The sequence below is a fragment of the Rhodococcus rhodnii NBRC 100604 genome (assembly GCF_001894925.1).
GTDB lineage: Bacteria > Actinomycetota > Actinomycetes > Mycobacteriales > Mycobacteriaceae > Rhodococcus_F > Rhodococcus_F rhodnii.
The window spans coordinates 70,240-90,424 of record NZ_BCXD01000006.1 but is presented as its reverse complement, the minus strand read 5'-3'; the positions used below and the strand labels follow the sequence as shown (position 1 = coordinate 90,424).

Below are 20,185 nucleotides of genomic sequence, written 5' to 3'. Positions count from 1 at the left end.
CTTTCAGACGAACGACTTGCGGATCCAGAGGGCGATCGCCTCGAGCATCATCACGACCGCGAAGACCATGAGCACGATCGTCGTCACGACGTCGAACTGCAGTACCCGCGCGGCGTTCATGAGGTAGAAGCCGATGCCGCCCGCTCCCACGACGCCGAGCAGCGTCGCGGCACGAATGTTGACGTCGAGCTGATAGAAGAGGTGCGCGACGACGGCGGGCGCGGCCTGGCGCATCGTCGCGGCCACGAACACCTGGAGCCGCGACGCCCCCGACGCACGGACGGCGTCCTGCACCCGGACGTCGGTCTCCTCGAGCGAATCGGCGACGAGCTTGCCCAGCAGGCCGATGACGCCGATCGCGAGAGCAAACGCACCCGCCGTGGCACCGAGCCCGGTGATGACGATGAAGAGGATCGCGACGATGAGTTCGGGGAGACCGCGCACACAGACGATGAACACCCGGCACGCCGTGGCGATCGCGGGCGACGGCGAGACGTTGCGCGCCGCGAGCGCTCCGACGGGAAGTGCGAGGATCGCGCCGAGCACTGTTGCGGCGAGCGCGATCTGGACCGTCACGATCAGTTCCCGGACGAGCTCGCCCCAGATCCCGCCCGTTCCGGGCGGGAAGAACAGCGCGAGCGTGTCCGGGGACGACACGATGCCGTCCGCCACCCGCGTGAAGTCGATGCGGGCGTAGACGAACGCGGCGGCGAGCACCACCAGGAAACCTGCGACGAAGGTGGTCGTACGGATGCGCGCCGGCGTCCAGGGCGGGCTCACCCGGTAGCAGCCGCTGCGCAGCCGCGGCGACGGTGCGGGCCGCGCCGCGCGGACCCACGCGAACAGGGTGCGGCGGCGTCCGAGCAGACTCGACCGGATCGCGCCCGACACGAGTTCGACGAGAATGCACAGCACGACGACGAACAGCGCGAGTGCCATGCCGCGCTGATAGTTCAGCGTCCGCAGCGAACCGGCCAGTTCCATACCGATACCGGCGACACCGACGTACCCGAGAATGACCGACGCACGGAGATTGATGTCGAACCGGTGCAGCGCCGTCGCGACGAAGGCCGGCATCGCCTGCGGCAGCACGGCTCCGCTGATCTGCTGCCACCACGTTCCGCCCGCGGCGCGCAGCGCGTCGCGCGGCCCCTCGTCGGTGTCCTCGATCGCATCGGCGTACATCTTGCCGATCATGCCGACGGAGTGGATGCCGAGCGCGAGGATGCCGGCGAGGGCGCCCAGCCCGAACATGCGCAGGAACACCACGGCGAGAACGAGTTCGGGGATGGCTCGGGCGATGACGATGAGCGCCCGTGCACCCCAGCGGGCGGGGCTGCCCGGTGTCGTGTTGCGCGCGGCGAGCAGCGCGATGGGCGTGCTGAGCACCACCGAGAGGACGGTGGCGAGCAGCACGATCGCGAGCGTCAGCGCCGTCATCGCCACGATCTCGCCGACGGGCGGGAAGTCGAGCGGGAACACCCGCGACAGGAAGTCCGACGCGTTGCGCGCGCTGTCGGCCATCGACGCGAGGTTGATGCGCAGGTCGACGATCGACCAGATCCCGGCGACGAGGAACGCCACGAGGACGAGCGCGACACGGATCGCGGCGGGACGCGGCGGCGGCACGGTGCGCACGGGGGGCTCCGGCCGCCGCTGCGGGGTGAGAACTGCCATGTGTCAGACCAGTTCGGGGGCCGCGGGCGCCGCCACCGAGGAGTAGATCTGCATGGCGTCGGCGCGATCGATGCTCGGAACCGGCTTGTCGAGGACGACCCGGCCCGACCGCAGCCCGACGAGGCGGTGCCCGAACGACAGCGCGAGCTCCACCTGATGCAGGCTGCACACCACCGTCAGGTCGTCCTCGCGCGCGATCCGCGTGATGAGATCCATGACCTGAGCGGACGATTCGGGATCGAGCGATGCGACGGGCTCGTCGGCGAGCAGGATGCGCGGCTGCTGCACGAGGGCACGTGCCACGGCGACGCGTTGCTGCTGTCCACCCGAGAGGGTGTCGGCACGCTCGAACGCCTTGTCCGCCAGACCCACTCGATCGAGCTGCTCCATCGCCCGCAGCCGGACGGCACGCGGATACGTCGCGAGCCCGAATCGCGGTCCGCGCAGCGACCCGAGCGCACCCGTGCAGACGTTCTCGAGCGCCGACATCGAGGGCACCAGATGGAACTGCTGGAAGACGAATCCGACGTCGCGACGCAGCGCGCGCAGTTCGCGCCCGCGCGCCGACGTGACGTCGACGCCGAGCACCTCGACGACACCGGACGTCGGCAGATGCAGCCCGTCGAGCAGCCGCAAGAGCGTCGACTTGCCCGAGCCCGACAATCCCAGCAGCGCGACGACCTCGCCCGGGAAGACGTCCATGCTCACGTCGGCGAGCGCATGGGTGCGGTCGAAGATCTTGTCGACTCCCGCGAGCCGGATGCTCGGGGTCGGCGGGGCGCCCGTGCGGTCGCTGCGCGGCGCCGTCACTGGCACGCCTCGGCCTTCGTGGTCTCGCAGACCTTGCGGACGCCGTCGAAGGATGCGTCGTCGACGGGCACGTAACCGAACTTCTTGTCCTCGGGCAGCGTGCAGTCGTCGGCGCTCGTGCAGTAGCCACCCGCGATGAGCTGGGGGACGGTGATCTTCGTCTGCAGGATCTCGACGATCTGGTCGCGCAGCGCGGGATCGAGGTCGTCGCTGACGGTGATCGGGCTGCCGGCGATCTCCTCCGACTTCCAGATGACGTTCACGGCACCGGGGGCGAGCTCGCCCTTCGAGGGCAGCGCGACGTCGACCATCGTGTCGTACGCGAAGCCGCCGTCGCACTGGCCGCTCGCCACTGCGAGAGCCGACGCGTCGTGGCCGCCCGCGAAGACCGGAGTGATGTCCTTCGCGGGATCGATACCGGCCTCGAGGAGACCGGCCGACGGGTAGAGGTAGCCGGACGTCGACGTGGGATCGACGAAACAGATCGTCTTGCCGCGCATGTCGGCGAGGCTCGTGATGCCCGAGTCGGGGTTGACGATCGCGTAGGACTGGTAGCCGGGGTCGGTGCCCTCTTCGTCGACGGCCGCCGCGGCGGCGATCGTGCCCACGCCGGAGTCCTTCGCGGTGACGTACGAGAACGGCCCGTATGCGGCGATCTGCACCTTGCCGGCACGCTGCGCCTCGATGACGGCCGCGTAGTCGGAGGCGTTGAGGAACTCGACCGTCTTCCCGGTCTCCTTCTCGATCACGTCCGTGACCAGCTTGTACTCCTGCTGGAGGCTCTGCGACTCCTCCGACGGGATGGAGGCGAAGACGAGCGTGTCGGGGTTGCCCGAGCCGGCTGCGTCGTCGGCGGCGCTCGACCCGCACGCGGCGAGGCCGAGCACAGCCGCGAAGCCGAGTGCTGCGGTACCCGCGACGCGGCGCGCGCGGATCGAATTCGAAGAGCTGAACATGGTCGTCCTCGTTCTCGGAGAAGGCGGTTCTCGACTGTCGTGTCGCGGATGAGACTGCCGAGTCCGGACGAATCGTCGGTCAACCCGACGTGAACTCCGGGCGAACGGCTTACGGCGACAGGACGGTGTTGTGCGGCGGCAGCAGGCGGTCCCGAACGTGCCCGGTGCACGTTCGGGACCGCCCGGGACTATCGGGTGTCGGCTGCGCGCAGGACGGCGCGGACGACGGGGCTGTCGTGGCGCGGCGAGACGAGCACGAGATCGGCTCGCTGCCCTTCCGCGAGCGCACCGCGATCGTGCAGCCCGACGGCCTCGGCCGCGCCCGCCGTCACGAGCGAGACGGCACGGTGCAGCGGCAGCACCTCGGATCTCGCCAGCGTGAACACGGCACCGAGCAGCGACGACGGCAGATAGTCGGACGCGAGCGCCGTCACGAGCCCCTCTGCGGCCAGCTCACCGGCCGACACATTGCCCGAGTGCGAACCGCCACGCAGCACGTTGGGCCCGCCCATGACGACGGACATTCCGCGCGCCCGCGCCTCGCGCGCGGCCTCGAGCGTCGTCGGGAACTCGGCGACACCGCCGCCGCGACGTGCGAGATCGGCGATCTCGACGGCGGATTCGGGATCGTGGCCGAAGACCCGCGCGATGCCGGTGCCCGAGTGCTGAGCGAGCCAGTCCATCGCCTCGTCGCGGATGCCGATGTTCCCCTCACGCGTGCGGGCGACCTCGTCGACGACCTCGCGCGCCTGCTCGGCGCTGATGCCCCGCAGCCCGGCCACGTAGCGCTCGTAGAACGCGCGGTCGGCGTACTGCCCGATGCCGGGCGTGTGATCCTCGTGCGAGATCACGGCGGGCGTCCGGGAAGTGAAGACGCCGGCGTCGATCCGGGCGGTCATGTGCCCCTCGAGTGCGTCGAGCCCCGACCGCGAACGCACGTCGAGCCGGTGCAGAATCCGGTGATCGACGAGGCGCACCGTCTCCGGGCGCTCACTCCAGTTCTCGACGGCCTCGCACAGTTCGAGCGCCGCATGCACGCTGCGCCCCGTCGTCGCCGTCTCGCGGTCGGAGAACGACGCGCCGTGGAAGACCGTCGTGATGCCCGCCGCCCGCAGCTTGCCCTCGAAGGACATGACCGCGAACTCCCACGGCAGCTCCGCGCCGGGACGAGGCATGCGCTCCTTCTCGAGGCCGTCGGAGTGCACGTCGACGAGCCCGGGCAGGCAGTACGCACCGCCACCGTCGACGTCCACTGCTCCCCTGCCGGTGTCGACGGCGGCGATCCTGCCGCCGCGCACCACGACTCGGGCACCGTCGAGGATGCCGTCGGGGGTGATCGCCCGGACCCCGCCGAGCACGTAGTCGTCGGGCGGGCAGTCGAGCGCCCAGCCGCTGCGCACCGAACCGGCCTGCGCCGTGGTGGGTGCGGTCATGCCGCCACCCCCAGCACCTCGGCGGGAGTGCCCTCGTGGGCGATGACGCCGTCGGAGAACCGCAGTACCCGCGACGCGAGCCGGTGCATGGCCTCGAGGTCGTGGAAGACCGCGAGGACGGCGACGCCGGACGCCGACAACGACGCGATGAGTTCGAGTGCCCGCTCGCGGTTGACCGGATCGAGCGCCGAGACGGGCTCGTCGAGCAGCAGCAGGCGGGGCGGATTGACCGTTCCCGCAGCGATGTTCACGCGCTGCCGCTCGCCACCGGACAGGACGCCGCAGTCGACGTCCCACAGCGCCTCGTCGAGCGAGAGGCGCCGCAGCGACTCGGCCGCGGCGTCCCGGGCGTCGGCACGCGACATCCCCCGGCGGCGTCCCGCGGCCGCGACGACCTCCCACGGCCCCGTCCGCGGGGGCGCGGTGAGGAACTGCGAGACGTACCCGAGTTCGCGGCCGCGCACTCGCGCCATCTCGCGGTCCGGCAGGCTCGTCAGCTCGACCGGGCCGTGCTCCGTCGTGAGCGTGACGGTCCCCGAATCCGGCAGGTAGCTGCGGTGGATGCAGCGCAGCAGGCTCGACTTGCCGGCGCCCGAGGGTCCGGCGAGCGCGACGTGCTCGCCCGCGGTGACATCGAGATCGATGCCCCGCAGCGACGTCGTCGTGCGTCCGTCGATCGTGTGGAGCGTGAAGCTCTTGCGGAGCTCACGCACGGACAGAACGGTGGTCATGTTCGCTCCTGCCGTCATCGGCGGGCAGCGGCCACGAGCCGCTGCGTGTAGGGGTGATGCGGATCCTGGAACAGCTGATCGGTGAGACCGGCCTCGACGACGCGGCCGACGTTCATGACGATCGTGCGATCGGTGAGCGCCTCGATGACCGAGAAGTCGTGGCTGACGACGACTGCGGCCGTGTCGCGTTCGGCGAGCAGCGTGCGCAGCAGATCGAGCACGCCGGCGGCGACGGACGCGTCGAGGCCCGTCGTCGGCTCGTCGAGCAGCAGCACGCCCGGGTCCGTCGCGAGGGCCTTCGCGATCTGCACGCGCTGCCGCATCCCGCCCGAGAAGGTCTGCACGGGATCGTCCATGCGGTCGAGCGGGACCTCGACCTGTTCGAGCAACCATGCTGCGCGGTCACGGATCTCGTGATAGTTGCGCCACCCGGCCGCGGTCAGCCGCTCGGCGATGTTGCCGCCCGCGGAGACCGTCATGGTGAGTCCGTCGACGGGGTTCTGGTGGACGAGGCCGAGGGTGTCGATGCGCAGCGCGCGGCGCTCGGCGTCGTCGAACTCGAAGATGTTCCGCGTTCCGCCGTCGACACCCGCGAGGTACATCGAGCCCGCTGTCGCCCGCTCGTCGCCGACGAGGCAGCGCAGCACCGTCGACTTGCCCGAGCCGGATTCGCCGATGACGCCGAGCGCCTCACCGAGCGCGACGTCGAAGTCGACGTCCCATGCAGCGACGACGGCGCCGGTCAGCGGGCTGATCGCGGTACCCGCGTCGGGCCCCGTCCCCGGTACGGCCTCCGCGCCGCCCGGTCCGTGGACCTTGCCGACGCCGCGCGCCGCGAGCGTCCAGCCGTCCGCAGTCTGCGGCACGGGCCGTACCTCGGGCTCACGGCGCGCACCGGTGAACACCCCGCCGCGCACGCGCGCCGACGGATCGGGCAGGAAACGCAGCGGAGCGTTGTCGGTGTGCAGTCGCGCGTCGACGTCCTCGTCACGCACGCGGGTGCACCATTCGATGTCGCTGCACGCGAACTCGCCGCCCGTGGACTCGACGAGGAAGGTGTCGCTCGACCCGCACCGCACACAGCGCTGCTGCTCCGACCCCTCGACCTCGTACCGCACGTCGTCGAACGTGAGCGGCTCGACGTCGGTGTAGGGCGGGACCGCGAAGATTCGCTTCTCGCGACCGGCGCCGAAGAGTGTCAGGTGCGGCGAATCGTTCAGTCGCGGAACGTCCCAGCGCGGAATGGGCGTCGTGACCATGACGTAGCGGTCGTCGACCAGCACGGGGTACCCCGTCGTCTTGGTGATGACGCCGTTGCGCACGAGATCCTCGTAGAGGCTCACCCACATCATCGAGTAGTCGGCCTCGGCGTGCATGCGCGCACACTCGCTCACCGACTTCTCCACGCCCCGAAGCGGTTCCGCGACGGGAACCTGGAGCACGAGGGTCTGCCCCTCGCGCAGCGGCTGCTCCGGGATGCGGTGGCGGCTCTGCACGACGGAGCACTCGCGAGTGTCCTGCGTCTCCTCGCACCGCTCGCTCTCGACGATGAGCCGGCGCAGGTTGGTGGCGTTGACGCCGTCGTCGTCACCCTGATCGATGACCTTGACGACGTCCTCGTCGCCGAGCAGACCCAGAGTGACCTGCAGGCCACCCGAACCCCAGCCACGGGCGACCGGCATCTCGCGGGAACCGAACGGCACCTGGTAGCCCGGAACGCACACGGCCGTGAGGCTCGCGCGACGGATCTCCCGCTTGGAACCCTCGTCGAGGATTCCCCGCTCGGGGCCCTCGAGCGCGTCGACGAGTCCGGCGACGGTACGGCTTTCGAGCACGGCGGTCATCAGCAGGTCCTTCCGAGGGATTCGGCGACACGCACGGCGTCCGGGCCCTCGCTGCGGACCGCGCGCTTGCGGTCGATCATCGAGCGGAAGGTGACGTAGTGCGGAAGCTTGAGGTGTTCGAGGAAGCCACACGAGTCGAGGCCGTCGGTCGTGAGCAGCAGCACCTGCTCGAGCCCGTCGCGGTCGCCGAATCGGCGGCACGCGATGTCGAGGTTCGCCATCGCGATCGCCTTGCGCTCGTTGTGGCCGAAGCACAGCCCGTAGCCGACGTCGAAGCGGTCGCGCTCTTCGTCGGGCCCGTCGAGGTCCTCGATCGCCTCGCACTCGGTGACCCTGACGGTGCCGAGCTGCACGGCCACTCCGGTGTGAGGATGACCGACCCGCAACGGGACTCGGCCGTGACGGACCTCACCGAGGGTGACCTCGTGGATGTTGCCGTCGGTACCGCGGATCGAGCGGTACCACGTCCCGATGAGGGCGCCGGTCTCGGCGCGCGCCATGCTCGCGAGCACGGCCGACCGCGGGGCCGGCGGGCGGGCGGGATGGCGGGCGAGGTCGAACGGCTCGCGCTGCGGCTCGGAGGGCGCGGGCCGATTCTCGACGAGCAGGTCCATCTCGCGCAGCATGTCGGAGAAGCGGCGCGGATGCCGTTCCGACACTTCACGTTCGCGCGCTTCGCCGAGCGGGGGCGGCGTGACCGCCGCGCCGGCGCGGTCCAGCATGCGGCCCGTGTAGTCGGACGTGCGGCCGAGCAGCTGCGGGCCGTCGGGCGTGCGGTGCGCGGGCACGACGCGGCGCAGGACGACGAGCTCGTCGGGGTCGATCGGGTCGCTCACCGCGAGTCGCGGCAACGTCGACTGGTGGGCGCGCACGAGGTGCGTCGCCTCGATGACGTCGCCCTCGGCCTGGCGCAGCGCATCGGCTGCGGTCGGCTCGTGGTAGAGGCTCCCCTCGCCCATGACGCGGTCGACCGCGAGGCGCATCCGGCCCGTGATCTGCTGCGTCGTGACGGCGGGGGCGGGGTCGCTGTCGCGGGCGCCACGGACGAGCGCCTCGGCGGCGAGGATCGCGTCCAGTCCGCAACGTGCTCCGGAATATCCCATGTCACTGCTCCTTTCGGGCGACGCGCGTGGTGCGCGGAATCCCGATCGCGGTTCCGCTGTCGGTGACGAGCAGCAGGTCGATGCCGGCGGGGAAGGTCGCCGCCTGCTCGCGGGCCTGCCAGACGTCGGGGTCGACGTCTGGTGCGATGTCGACCGTTCCGTTCACCCCCGGACCGGTGAGCGTCAGCGGAGTGCCGCCGGTGAGCGACGGGACGAGCGCGATCAGCGTCGCGCCCTTCTCCGGTGCGCCGGCACTGCCGGGAGCCGACTCGGCGACGAGTTCGGGGATCAGCGGTACGAGCGTCGTGACGAAACGTGCTCCGCCGGGATCGATCTCGGGTGCACCCGTCGCGACGGCGACGATGTCGCGCCACGTACCGGAGTCGTCGACGAGATGGATCGGCGTCTCGAGGTCGGCGAGCGCGAGGACCGGCAGCAACGCCGCGGGATGCTCCGCGGCCGGAAGTGCGACCTCCAGGCCCGGACGCGAGAACGCGTCGAGGACGGCGCGGTACACCTGTTGCGCGACAGTGGGTTCGAGTCCCGATCCCAGTGCGGCGAGAGTTGTCGTCATAGCTCCTCGAATCGAACGACGGTGGGTTCGAGCTGGGCCCATTCGGCCCGCTCGGACGCGGCGAGCCGCTGTGCGACGCGCTCGCACAGCTCACGGATGCTCGGCTCGGCGCCGCGGCCGCCCTGGACCTCGGCATCGCAGATCGCGGCGGCGAGGGTCGCGGCCTTCTCGTCGCCGAGCCGCATCGCCCAGCCGCGGACTCCGGCCAGCGTCACCTCGGCGCGGCACGCGAGCACGTCGCCGAGGAAGAAGTGGTCGTGGCAGATCGGTTCGCGCACCCGTGCGGCGATCGAGCCGACCTCGGGGGCGGTCAGGACGGTGAACTCGGCTCCGTCGGACAGACACTCGTCCGCGAGCGCGACGAGTTCGTCCTCGGTCGCCGCGGCGAGCAGTTCGGTGATCCGCTCACGCGAGAGGACTTCGGATGTCATGAGTGGGCAACCTCTTTCACGTTCGTGGTAGCTCTGTCGCGAGCGGGGTCGGGGGTGGACGCGGGGCGATCGCCGATCTCCATGACGACGCGCACGGCGTCGCCACGCATCCAGGCCTTGCTGTAGGTGAGCGGACGGCGGCTCTCGCTGTCGCAGTTGAGGCTCTCGACCACCCAGACGGCCGCGGCGGTGACGAGCTGCAGCCGCTCGGCGATGTCGGCGGGGGGAACGTCGGACGCCGTGCGGCACCACGACCGCTCCGAGCGCACCGAACCCATCTGACGCAGCACCTCGTCGAGCGACTCCTCGACGCGCATACCGTCCGCGAGATGCGGGACGGCGTCGAGGACCACCCACTCCACCGAGTAGCCCGACACGAGCTCGTCGATGTAGCTCTGCCGCTCCATGCGGTGGACGAGGGTCCCCTCCGGCAACGCGAGGAACGACGCGATCTCGCCGTCGACGGGCACGGCGGCGTGACCGAGCACGACCGACCGCGCCGTCGCACCCGCCTCGGTCACGGTGCGGTGCCACGACGGGCGGCGGTCGCGGGAGATGAGGTAGTCGATCCGGCGCCCGACGAACGTCCCGGCCCCGCGGATGCGGCGCACGAGTTGTTTACGTTCGAGTTCCTGGACCGCCGCTCTCGCGGCCGCCCGGCCGACACCGAATCGGGTCGCGATCTCGTGTTCGCCGGGAAGCCGGTCGCCCGGCGACATCAGCGCGATCTCCTGTTCGAGCTGGTCGGCGATCTGCCGGTAGCGCTGCTGCGTCATGGCCATCACTGTGGCGCTCCCAGTTGTACGGACAACCGGCACGCGGGTGACGCTCCGGCGAACGATATCCGAACAGGTGGGTGTGTTGTGCGGATGCGAGAAGTCCGTGGCCGGGGACGTGTCGGACGTGGCGCGTACCCTCGCGGGCGTGGATTCGGACAAGCTGCTCACCCGCATCGGTGGCCTGCTCAGGCAGGCGGAGTCCACCGACAACGCGCACGAGGCGGAGGCCTTCATGGCCGCCGCGCAGCGGCTCGCGACGGCCTCGTCCATCGATCTCGCGGTGGCCCGGTCGCACACTCGTGGGCGCGAGGCGCGGCCGACGCCCACGCAGCGCGTCATCCGAATCGGGGAGGCCGGCAAGAAGGGCCTGCGCACGTACGCGCATCTGTTCGTCGCGATCGCCGCGGCGAACGACGTGCAGTGCGACATCACGCACACGTCGACGACGATCTTCGCGTACGGCTTCGCCGCCGACCTCGACGTGTGCGAGCAGCTGTACACGAGCCTGCTCGTGCAGATGGTGCGCGCGTCCGACGTGTACGTGAAGTCCGGCCGCTACCGGGAGGAGACGACGGCGCGCCGCATCGTCGATCGCGCGGGGCGGACGCTGCGGATCGAGCATCGTCCCGTCGCGGCCGTCACGGCACGGCTGAACTTCCAGACGGCCTTCGCCGCGCGCATCGGGCAGCGGCTCGACGAAGCGCGCACGCAGGCGCGCGAGGAGGCGACGTCCGCTCCGGAGACGTCACAGGAGACCGCTCTGGCGCTGCGCGACAAGGACCTCGAGCTGCGCGACTACTATCGCGAGAACTCCGACGCCCGCGGTTCCTGGCGCGCCACCCGCGCGAGCGCCGGTCATTCGTCGCACGCACGGCGGGCAGGCGACCGGGCCGGACGCAACGCCCGGCTCGGCACAGCCGAGGAGCTTCCCGGCGCCCGCCCACAGTTGCGCGGCGGCACGCAGGCGCCATGACGCGCGTCCGTGACCGGCAGCGTTCGCTCGTCTACGACGCCGAAGAACTCGTCCGCACGATGTTCGATCGCGCGGATCAGCGAGGGATGCGCACGGTCGAGATGCTGGGCTCGACGCTGACGCTGCCGATCGAGCGGCGCTTCGGGTCGATCGACTCGGTCCAGGCGTACGCCGACGCCGTGCTCGGGCTGCGGTGGATCCGAGCCCGGTGGCCGCGCGCGTCCGATCCGGTGCGGGTACGCGCGAGGAAGGGCGCTGCCGCCGCGCACTACGAGCGCGACGGCGGGGTGATCGCGGTGCCCGGCTACAGCGGGGGCACCGCATGGGCGATGCGCGAACTCGTCGTGCTGCACGAGCTCGCGCACCATCTCGATCCCGCACCGGATGCCGGCGAGGCGCACGGGCCGGGATTCACGGCGATCGTGCTCGAGCTCGTCGCCGAGATCATCGGACACGAAGCGGGTTTCGTACTACGGGCGATGTACGCGGAGAACGGCGTCCGGGTCGGGTGACGCGGCGCGAGGCTCCGGAGCACAGGTGCTCCGGGGCCTCGCGTTTCGGCCGACGTGCGGCCGAGCGTGACGAGCGGGTCGATCAATACCAGGTCTTGCGGCCGCCCACGGCGCGCCCGGCCATACCCAGCAGCGTGAGGACGAGCCCCGCGACCAGCGCGATGATGCCGAGCGTCCAGAGGATCGGGACGTTCAGCAGGAAGCCGAGCACGAGCAGGATGATTCCGAGAACGATCATCGAAGTACTCCTCGAAGTTGTAGCGGCACCACGACGACGTCGAGTGGCGACGACGGCGCGACGCATACCGACATGAAGCGGTGGGTCCAATAATGTTCACGTGGTCCGTGAAGTTTTGACACGCAGACCGTAACAAGAAAATCTGCCGCGCGCACAACAGATAATTCTGCGGACCCGAACGATCGATCGCCGAGGAGTTGCTGTGCGGCAACACGATCCCCCGTACAGGGACGATTCAGAAGTTGCCGCGCGCTTCCTGCTCGCGCTCGATCGCCTCGAAGAGGGCCTTGAAGTTCCCCTTCCCGAAGCCGAGCGACCCGTGCCGCTCGATCAGTTCGAAGAAGACCGTCGGCCGGTCGACGATCGGCTTGGTGAAGATCTGCAGGAGGTAGCCGTCCTCGTCGCGGTCGACGAGGATGCCGCGGCTCTGCAGCTCCTCGATCGGGACACGCACCTCGCCGATGCGCGCCCGCAGCTCCGGATCCTCGTAGTACGCGGCGGGAGTCGCGAGGAACTCGACGCCCTCGGCGCGCAGCACGTCGACGGCACGCAGGATGTCACCCGTCGCGAGCGCGAGATGCTGTGCGCCCGGGCCACGGTAGAAGTCGAGGTACTCGTCGATCTGCGAGCGCTTCTTCGCGAGGGCCGGCTCGTTGAGCGGGAACTTCACGCGGTGGTTTCCGTTCGAGACGACCTTGCTCATGAGGGCCGAGTAGTCGGTCGCGATGTCGTCGCCCACGAACTCCGCCATGTTCGTGAATCCCATGACGCGCCGGTAGAAGTCGACCCACTCGTCCATGTGGCCGAGTTCGACGTTGCCGACGACGTGGTCGAGGGCCTGGAAGATCCGCTTCGGTGCGCCCTCGCGCGGCACGAAGGTCGATGCCTTCGCCACGTAGCCGGGCAGATACGGGCCGGTGTAGCGGGAGCGGTCGACGAGGGTGTGCCGCGTGTCGCCGTAGGTCGCGATCGCCGCGAGCCGCACCGTGCCGTGCTCGTCGGTGACGTCGTGCGGTTCGCTGATCACTCGCGCGCCCTGGGCGCGGGCGTGAGCGATCGCCCGATCGACGTCGGGGACTGCGAGCGCTATGTCGGTGACGCCGTCGCCGTGCCGGCGGTGGTGCTCCGCGATCGCGCTGTCGGGATCGACCGCGCCCTGGAGCACGAACCGCACGCCGCCGCTCGAGAGGACGTACGAGTGGTGATCGCGGTTGCCGGTCGTCGGCCCCGAGTAGGCGACGAGGTTCATCCCCCACACCGACTGGAAGTAGTGGGCCGACTGCGTCGCGTTGCCGACGGCCCACACGATCGCGTCCCAGCCGGAGACGGGGAAGGGGTCGCGCGCGGCGTCGTACTCGACGAGCCCGACGAGACGATGCAGCTGGTCGAGGTCGAGGTCGGCGAGCCGCTCTTCGTCGGTGAGGGTCTCGTGAATCGTCATCGCGCGGTCCTGTTCTCCACTCGGGGTGTAACGTACGTCACTCACGAAACCCGACCGCGCGACGCTGTGCAATCGACGTCCGAAGCGATGACCCCACTGCCCACCTGGCACTGCGTAACCGCTCGGACGCTGGACAGACTGCACAGCAGATTCGCGTACGACCCGTGAGGAGACGGTGACCAGATGCCCGACGCGGTGACGCTCGACGACCTCGATTTCGCGCTGCTCGACGCCCTCCACTCGGACCCGCGTGCCGGAGCACTCGAACTGTCGCGCCGGTTGCGCGTCGCCCGGGGAACGGTCCAGGCGCACCTGCGCAAGCTCGAGGAAGGCGGCGTGATCGCGAGCCACGCGCCGCACATCGGGCTCGATGCCGCGGGTTTCGGCGTCCAGGCGTTCGTGACGCTCGAGACGTCACAGGGCGCGCTCGACGCCGTCACCCGCGAGCTCACCGCGATCCCGGGCATCCTCGAGGCGTTCACCACGACCGGTTCCGGCGACGTGCTGTGCCGGGTCGCGGCGCGTTCTCACCTCGATCTGCAGGAGACGCTCATCCGCGTCAGCACGTGCGCGCACGTCGCGCGGTCGACCAGCGTCATGGTGCTGTCGGTGATCGTTCCGTTCCGGACACTGCCGCTTCTGCACACCCTCGAACGCCCACAGACGTCCAAGGCACCGGCGTACCGACCGGAAGCTGTGCAGGGAGTACAGCAGGTGTCTCCCCCGCCGTCGCGACGCTGAGCGCGGCGACCAGGTCCGATGCCGCCGCTTGCGACGCATTCGTGGTGCAGCTCACAGTGAGCCAGGTAACAGCCCGGCGGTCCGGCCGGGAACCTGCTCCCCGGAAGAAGCCATGAGACACCTGCTGCAGAAGTTCGAGGAATCCGCGCCCGAGATCGTCTTCGAGTGGCACGACAGCGAGACCGAGGCGCGCGGCTGGACCGTCGTCAACTCGCTGCGTGGCGGTGCCGCGGGCGGCGGCACCCGGATGCGCGCCGGTCTCGATCGTCGCGAGGTCGAGTCGCTCGCGAAGACGATGGAGATCAAGTTCACGGTGTCGGGCCCGCCCATCGGCGGTGCGAAGTCCGGCATCGACTTCGATCCCCGCGATCCGCGCCGCGACGGCGTGCTGCGCCGCTGGTTCGCCGCCGTCGCACCGCTGCTGCGGACCTACTACGGCACGGGCGGCGACCTGAACATCGACGAGCGCGCCGACGTCGTCCCGGCGCTCGAGGCGCTCGGCATCGGCCACCCGCAGCACGGCGTCGTGAACGGGCACTTCGGCGCGGACGGCCACGGCGACCGCATCGACCGGTTGCGCAGCGGCATCGCCCGCCCCGTGACCCATCCGGACCTTGCTCCGAATCCTGCGTCACCCCACACTGTTTCGGATCTCGTCACCGGCTGGGGAGTAGCCGAGTCGGTGCGCCACGCCTACGACGTGTACGGCGCGGGCGATCTCACGGGCAAGCGCGTCGTGATCCAGGGCTGGGGCAACGTCGGCGCATCCGCGGCGTACTACCTCGCCCGCGCGGGTGCCGAGATCGTCGCGATCCTCGACCGCGACCGGACGCTGCTCGCACCGAAGGGGCTTCCCTTCGAGCGCGTCCGCGAGCTGCTGCTCACCAAGGACGGCAACGCACTTCGCGCCGACGACGCGATCGCGTCCGGCCCCACTGCGACGGCCGCGGCCCTGAGCATCGGCGCCGACGTCTTCCTGCCGTGCGCGGCGTCGCGCCTCGTGACCCGCGAGCACCTCGATCTGCTCGTGGACGGCGGTCTCGAGGTGATCGCGTGCGGCGCGAACGTGCCGTTCGCCGACGACGAGATCTTCTACGGTCCGACCTACGAGTACGCCGACAAGTGCGTCACCGTCGTCCCGGACTTCATCGCGAACTGCGGCATGGCGCGCGCCTTCGCCGCACTCATGGGCGGTGACGCCGCCGCGAGCGATCATGCTGTGTTCGCGGATGTTTCGCGCACCATTCGCGAAGCGCTCGAGCGGACCCACGCCGTGGCACCGCTCGCCACGGGTGTCGCGGAGACCGCGTTCGGTATCGCTCTCGCGCCGCTGGCGGGCGACCGATGAGCACGACGGCGAGCACCGAGCAGACGACGACCGCGCCGGAGCTGCGCCGGGCGATGAAACCCCGCCAGCTCGTCATGATGAGCCTCGGCGGTGCGATCGGCGCGGGACTGTTCGTCGGATCCGGCGCCGGAATCGGCGTCGCGGGGCCCGCGGTGCTCGTGTCCTTCCTCGTCGCCGGCTTCCTCGTCGTCCTCGTGATGCGGATGATGGGCGAGATGGTCGCCGCCGATCCCGACAGCGGCGCGTTCTCGATGCACGCCGAGAAGGCACTCGGCCGCACGGCGGGCCGGACCATCGGCTGGCTCTACTGGGTCCAGGTCGTCATCGTGATCGCCGCCGAAGCGACTGCGGCAGCGGCGATCACGAGTGCCGCCTTCCCCGAGATCCCGCAGTGGACGGCGGCACTGGTGTTCATGAGCGCGCTGACGCTCGTCAATCTCACCGCCGTCGCGCGCTTCGGCGAGTTCGAATTCTGGTTCGCCGCACTGAAGATCGTCGCGATCGTCGTGTTCCTCGCGATCGGTGTCGCGATGATCGCGGGCTGGTTCCCGTCGTTCACCTCGCCCGGCCTGTCGAATCTCACGGCCCACGGCGGCTTCGCGCCGACCGGTCTCACCGGCATCGCGGCGGGCCTGCTCGTCGTCGTGTTCGCGTTCGGCGGCACCGAGGTCGTCGCGATCGCCGCCGCGGAGTCGCGCGACCCGAGCCGCAGCGTCGGCAAGGCGGTCCGGTCGATCGTGTGGCGCATCCTGTTCTTCTACATCGGCTCGGTGTTCGTCATGGTCACCGTGCTGCCGTGGACGGCGGAGGGACTCGCGTCGGGACCGTTCGTCGCGGTGCTCGACGCCGCGCACGTGCCGGGTGCCGCCGCCGCGATGACGATCGTCATCGTGATCGCGCTGCTGTCGTCGCTCAACGCGATGCTCTTCAGCGGTTCGCGCATGATCTTCTCGCTCGCCGAACGTGGCGCTGCGCCCGCCCGATTCGCGAAGCTCGCCCGAAACGGCGTACCCGGCTCGGCCGTCCTCGCCTCGGTGACCTTCGGCTTCGTGACGGTCGCGCTGAACTACCTGGCTCCCGATCGCGTTCTGCCGCTGCTGCTCAACGCCGTCGGATCGACGATTCTCGTGCTCTGGACGTTCGTGACGGTCTCGCATCTGATCCTGCGCCGCCGCTACGAGCGCGAGGGCCGCGAACTGCCGCTGCGGATGTGGGCGTTCCCGTACCTCTCGTACGTCGCGCTCGGGCTGCTCGGGCTCGTCGTCGTCCTCGCGCTGTTCGACACCGCCGCGCGGGGACAGCTGATCGCAACGACCACCTTCACCGCGGCCATCGCGTTCGCGTGCTGGCTACACGACCGCAAGACTGCCGACACGCCGGCCCGGTAGCGGCGGGGGCGGCGCCGGGCGCACGATGGAGCGGACCCGCACCCGCGTACGAGGAGAACGGCATGACCGACCCGATCCGCATCGGCGTTCAGCTCCAGCCCCAGCACGCCCCCGACTACGGCCTGATCCGCGACGCCGTCCTGCGCGCCGAGGATCTCGGCGTGGACGTCGTCTTCAACTGGGATCACTTCTATCCGCTCTACGGCGATCCGGACGGCGCCCACTTCGAGTGCTGGACGATGCTCGGCGCATGGGCCGAGCAGACGTCGAACGTCGAGATCGGCGCGCTCGTCACGGGCGGCGGCTACCGCAACCCGGATCTGCTGGCCGACATGGCACGCACCGTCGATCACATGAGCGGCGGGCGGCTGATCCTCGGCATCGGTTCGGGCTGGTTCGAGAAGGACTACGACGAGTACGGCTACGACTTCGGGACGAAAGGCTCGCGGCTGGATCTGCTCGGCGAGTACCTGCCGCGCATCACCGCCCGGCTGGAGAAGCTGAATCCCGCCCCCACCCGCCATATTCCGATCCTCATCGGAGGTGGATGCGAGAAGAAGACGCTGCCGCTCGTCGCCCAGTACGGCGACATCTGGCACAGCTTCAGCGATCTCGAGACGCACGAACGCAAGAAGGGGATTCTCGCCGACCGCTGCCGCGATGCCGGCCGCGACCCGAGCGCCATCGCGCACTCGACGTCGTGGCCCGGCGCCGACGGCGCACAGGCGCTCGTCGATCAGGGCGTCACCCTGTTCACCGTCGGCACCGGTGGGCCCGAGTACGACCTCACCGAACTGCGCGACGCCATCGCGTGGCGCGACGCACGCGCCTGATCAGGCGCGGGCGAGGACGGCGCCCAGGTCCAGGCCGGTGGGCAGGGCGCCGTATTCGACGCCGCGGTCCGGGCCGAGACGGGCCGCGACGAAGGCGTCGGACACGGCTGCGGGGGAGTAGCGCACGAGCAGGGACGCCTCGAGCGCGAGCGCCATCGCCTCGACGACGACCCGCGCCCGTGCCTGGGCTCCCGCCGCGTCCAGCGTCGCGACCTCGCCGAGCAACCGGCGGACGGCGTCGAGGTGGGCATCGAGCGTCGCATTGCTGCCCCGCGCGAGGTCCACCTCGGCGTCGAACGCCGCGACCGACTCGGGCTCGCGGACCATCGCGCGCAGGACGTCGAGCGCGATGACGTTGCCCGAGCCCTCCCAGACGGCCATGACGGGCTGCTCGCGGTAGCGGCGCGCGAGCGGGAACGCCTCGGTGTAGCCGTTGCCGCCGAGGCATTCGAGCGCCTCGTACGCGTGATGCGGGCCGCGCTTGCAGATCCAGTACTTCGCGACGGCCGTCGCGAGCCGCCGGAACGCCTTGTCCTGATCGGACGCATCCTCGTCGTGGGCGCGGGCGAGCCGGATCGCTGTGACGGTGGCGGCCTCGGACTCGAGCGCGAGGTCGGCGAGCACACCCGTCATGGCGGGCTGGTCGACGAGGACACCGCCGAATGCGCTGCGATGACGCGCGTGCCACACGGCCTCGGCGATCGACTGCCGCATCCCGGCCGCGCTGCCGAGGATGCAGTCGAGGCGAGTGCGCGCGACCATCTCGATGATCGTGCGCACGCCGCGACCGGGCTCGCCGACCATCGTCGCGACGGTGCCGTCGAGTTCGATCTCGCTCGACGCGTTCGACTTGTTGCCGAGCTTGTCCTTGAGCCGCTGGATGCGGAAGACGTTGCGCGTGCCGTCGGGCAGCACGCGCGGCACCAGGAAGCACGAAAGTCCTTCACCGGCAGCACCTGTCGCCTGCGCGAGGACGAGGAACGCGTCGGACATGGGCGCCGAGCAGAACCACTTGTGGCCGGTGAGCAGGTAGTCCTGCCCCGGCCCGCCACGTCCCGCCGGCACCGCGACCGTCGTGTTCGCGCGGACGTCCGAGCCGCCCTGCTTCTCGGTCATCGACATGCCGAAGATCGCGGACGGCTTGTCCGGTGTGCCGAGGTCGGGCTCGTACGTGCGCGAGAGCGCGCGCGGCACCCACCGGGCGGCGACGTCCGGCTGCAGTTCGAGCGACGGAATCACGGCGTGCGTCATGGACACCGGGCACGCGTGCCCGGCCTCGACCTGACCGAACATCATGAACGCCGCTGCGCGAACGACATTCGACCCCGGACGTGGGTCGGCCCACGACCGCGTGTGCGCCCCGTGCCCGATCGCCGCGGCCATGATCCGGTGATACGCCGGGTGGTACTCGACCTCGTCGATCCGATTCCCCCACCGGTCGAACGCATGGAGTTCGGGCGTGACGACGTTCGCGAGGTCGGCGTCGTGCTGGAACTGCGCGGTGCCCACGAGCGCACCGATCTCGCTCAGTTCGCCGTGGCCCCACGCGCCGTCGTGACGTTCGACGGCCTCGCGCAGCACGGGGTTGAGCGCGTACTCGTCGACGTCGACGCGGGGCGCCGACTGGTTGAGGACGTCGTGCGTGCGATGCGGCGCGGGGCGGGTCACGGTGTCGAATGTGTCGGTCACGGTGTGCCTTTCGGTCATCCGGTGGTGAGACCGGCGGGGTCGAGTGCGGTGTCGAGTACGGCGTCGGGGATCTGCAGTCCCGCGAAGATGACGGCGACGGCGTCGCCCAGCGAGTAGCCGAAGGATTCGCCCGTCGCGGATTTCTGGATCACGACGCCGAAGACCGCGGACCAGAACGCCTTGGCTTCGACGTCGATCTCGGTGCGCAGCCGCCACCCCGTGCGGACGAGGGTGCGCAACAGCGCCTGCTCGCCGCGCTCGTGCAGGGTGTGGAGGGTGCCGGTGATCCGTTCGCGCAACTCTGGGCGGCGGCCTGCCATGAGCATCGCGGTGGTGAACAGTTCGACGCTGGGCGCCGACGTCCCGAGCAGCGTCCCGACGAGCCGCTCTGTGTACTCGCGCACGGTCTCGGCGTCGGCCGCGGCCTTCTCGGCGGCGCTGCCCGCCCGGAGCACGGCGCCGCACGCGGCCTCGACGAACAGCGACTCCTTGGACCCGAAGTAGTACGTCACCTGGTTCGGGTACGCGTCGGCGGCGGCGCAGATCTGTGCGACCGACACTGTCGACCCCTGCGCGAGAAACAGCGTCGTCGCGGCGTCGAGCAGCGTCCTGCGAGTCTGCTTGCCGCCGTCACGGCTGCCGCGGGTCGCCATCACGCCTCCAGTTTGTTGTATGACAAACAAC

At 70.3% G+C, this 20,185-nt stretch carries 20 protein-coding genes; 6 read left to right on the top strand and 14 right to left on the bottom strand.

Features of this window, described 5'->3' with window-relative positions:
- Nucleotides 1-3: 3 nt before the first annotated feature.
- The 10 genes from phnE to RR1_RS05865 form a co-directional block, all read right to left on the bottom strand.
- On the bottom strand, nucleotides 4-1,677 hold the full coding sequence (gene phnE / locus RR1_RS05910; protein ID WP_051111118.1) for a phosphonate ABC transporter, permease protein PhnE: 1,674 nt from the start codon (nucleotides 1,675-1,677) through the stop codon (nucleotides 4-6).
- A gap of 3 nt (nucleotides 1,678-1,680) precedes the next feature.
- Nucleotides 1,681-2,487, bottom strand: coding sequence for a phosphonate ABC transporter ATP-binding protein (gene phnC, locus RR1_RS05905; RefSeq protein WP_010837811.1), 807 nt, complete (start codon nucleotides 2,485-2,487; stop codon nucleotides 1,681-1,683).
- Nucleotides 2,484-3,443, bottom strand: coding sequence for a phosphate/phosphite/phosphonate ABC transporter substrate-binding protein (locus RR1_RS05900; protein ID WP_010837812.1), 960 nt, complete (start codon nucleotides 3,441-3,443; stop codon nucleotides 2,484-2,486). The genes phnC and RR1_RS05900 overlap by 4 nt, the downstream gene beginning before the upstream one ends.
- Before the next feature lie 188 nt (nucleotides 3,444-3,631).
- The gene (locus RR1_RS05895; RefSeq protein WP_010837813.1) at nucleotides 3,632-4,876 is read right to left on the bottom strand and encodes an alpha-D-ribose 1-methylphosphonate 5-triphosphate diphosphatase; all 1,245 of its coding nucleotides are present in this window, start codon (nucleotides 4,874-4,876) and stop codon (nucleotides 3,632-3,634) included.
- Entirely contained in the window at nucleotides 4,873-5,607 is a 735-nt protein-coding gene (locus RR1_RS05890; protein WP_040772782.1) for an ATP-binding cassette domain-containing protein, read from the bottom strand. Before RR1_RS05890 ends, RR1_RS05895 begins: the two co-directional genes overlap by 4 nt.
- Nucleotides 5,608-5,621: 14 nt before the next feature.
- Nucleotides 5,622-7,451: an alpha-D-ribose 1-methylphosphonate 5-phosphate C-P-lyase PhnJ gene (locus RR1_RS05885; protein WP_010837815.1), complete on the bottom strand. Its 1,830-nt coding sequence runs from the start codon at nucleotides 7,449-7,451 to the stop codon at nucleotides 5,622-5,624.
- Nucleotides 7,451-8,554, bottom strand: coding sequence for a carbon-phosphorus lyase complex subunit PhnI (locus tag RR1_RS05880; protein ID WP_010837816.1), 1,104 nt, complete (start codon nucleotides 8,552-8,554; stop codon nucleotides 7,451-7,453). The genes RR1_RS05885 and RR1_RS05880 overlap by 1 nt, the downstream gene beginning before the upstream one ends.
- Before the next feature lies 1 nt (nucleotide 8,555).
- The gene (phnH, locus tag RR1_RS05875) at nucleotides 8,556-9,128 is read right to left on the bottom strand and encodes a phosphonate C-P lyase system protein PhnH (protein ID WP_010837817.1); all 573 of its coding nucleotides are present in this window, start codon (nucleotides 9,126-9,128) and stop codon (nucleotides 8,556-8,558) included.
- A complete protein-coding gene (locus RR1_RS05870; protein WP_010837818.1) occupies nucleotides 9,125-9,559 on the bottom strand; it encodes a phosphonate C-P lyase system protein PhnG in 435 nt (144 codons plus the stop codon). Before RR1_RS05870 ends, phnH begins: the two co-directional genes overlap by 4 nt.
- Nucleotides 9,556-10,335, bottom strand: a complete 780-nt coding sequence (locus RR1_RS05865; RefSeq protein ID WP_040772818.1) for a GntR family transcriptional regulator — start codon at nucleotides 10,333-10,335, stop codon at nucleotides 9,556-9,558. Before RR1_RS05865 ends, RR1_RS05870 begins: the two co-directional genes overlap by 4 nt.
- Nucleotides 10,336-10,483: 148 nt before the next feature.
- Here RR1_RS05865 and RR1_RS05860 point away from each other — a divergent pair, with 148 nt between their 5' ends.
- Together RR1_RS05860 and RR1_RS05855 are read left to right on the top strand one after the other, a co-directional pair.
- Nucleotides 10,484-11,311, top strand: coding sequence for a DUF2786 domain-containing protein (locus tag RR1_RS05860; protein ID WP_040772820.1), 828 nt, complete (start codon nucleotides 10,484-10,486; stop codon nucleotides 11,309-11,311).
- The gene (locus RR1_RS05855) at nucleotides 11,308-11,823 is read left to right on the top strand and encodes a TIGR04338 family metallohydrolase (protein ID WP_010837821.1); all 516 of its coding nucleotides are present in this window, start codon (nucleotides 11,308-11,310) and stop codon (nucleotides 11,821-11,823) included. Before RR1_RS05860 ends, RR1_RS05855 begins: the two co-directional genes overlap by 4 nt.
- 82 nt (nucleotides 11,824-11,905) lie before the next feature.
- On the opposite strand, the gene RR1_RS22255 is transcribed toward RR1_RS05855, so the two are convergent.
- Both RR1_RS22255 and hppD read right to left on the bottom strand, forming a co-directional pair.
- Complete coding sequence (locus tag RR1_RS22255; protein ID WP_010837822.1) at nucleotides 11,906-12,061, bottom strand: DUF6131 family protein; 156 nt, start codon at nucleotides 12,059-12,061, stop codon at nucleotides 11,906-11,908.
- A 235-nt stretch (nucleotides 12,062-12,296) separates the two neighbouring features.
- Nucleotides 12,297-13,502, bottom strand: a complete 1,206-nt coding sequence (hppD, locus tag RR1_RS05850; protein WP_010837824.1) for a 4-hydroxyphenylpyruvate dioxygenase — start codon at nucleotides 13,500-13,502, stop codon at nucleotides 12,297-12,299.
- Between the two features lie 183 nt (nucleotides 13,503-13,685).
- Between hppD and RR1_RS05845 the strand changes: the two genes are divergently transcribed.
- From RR1_RS05845 to RR1_RS05830, 4 genes are all read left to right on the top strand, one after another.
- Complete coding sequence (locus RR1_RS05845; RefSeq protein ID WP_010837825.1) at nucleotides 13,686-14,243, top strand: Lrp/AsnC family transcriptional regulator; 558 nt, start codon at nucleotides 13,686-13,688, stop codon at nucleotides 14,241-14,243.
- 112 nt (nucleotides 14,244-14,355) lie between these two features.
- On the top strand, nucleotides 14,356-15,591 hold the full coding sequence (locus RR1_RS05840) for a Glu/Leu/Phe/Val dehydrogenase dimerization domain-containing protein (protein WP_010837826.1): 1,236 nt from the start codon (nucleotides 14,356-14,358) through the stop codon (nucleotides 15,589-15,591).
- Nucleotides 15,588-16,979: an amino acid permease gene (locus tag RR1_RS05835; RefSeq protein ID WP_010837827.1), complete on the top strand. Its 1,392-nt coding sequence runs from the start codon at nucleotides 15,588-15,590 to the stop codon at nucleotides 16,977-16,979. The genes RR1_RS05840 and RR1_RS05835 overlap by 4 nt, the downstream gene beginning before the upstream one ends.
- Before the next feature lie 62 nt (nucleotides 16,980-17,041).
- On the top strand, nucleotides 17,042-17,812 hold the full coding sequence (locus RR1_RS05830; RefSeq protein ID WP_010837828.1) for an LLM class F420-dependent oxidoreductase: 771 nt from the start codon (nucleotides 17,042-17,044) through the stop codon (nucleotides 17,810-17,812).
- On the opposite strand, the gene RR1_RS05825 is transcribed toward RR1_RS05830, so the two are convergent.
- Complete coding sequence (locus RR1_RS05825; protein WP_010837829.1) at nucleotides 17,813-19,519, bottom strand: acyl-CoA dehydrogenase family protein; 1,707 nt, start codon at nucleotides 19,517-19,519, stop codon at nucleotides 17,813-17,815.
- Nucleotides 19,516-20,154, bottom strand: coding sequence for a TetR/AcrR family transcriptional regulator C-terminal domain-containing protein (locus RR1_RS05820; RefSeq protein ID WP_010837830.1), 639 nt, complete (start codon nucleotides 20,152-20,154; stop codon nucleotides 19,516-19,518). Before RR1_RS05820 ends, RR1_RS05825 begins: the two co-directional genes overlap by 4 nt.
- Nucleotides 20,155-20,185: the final 31 nt, after the last annotated feature.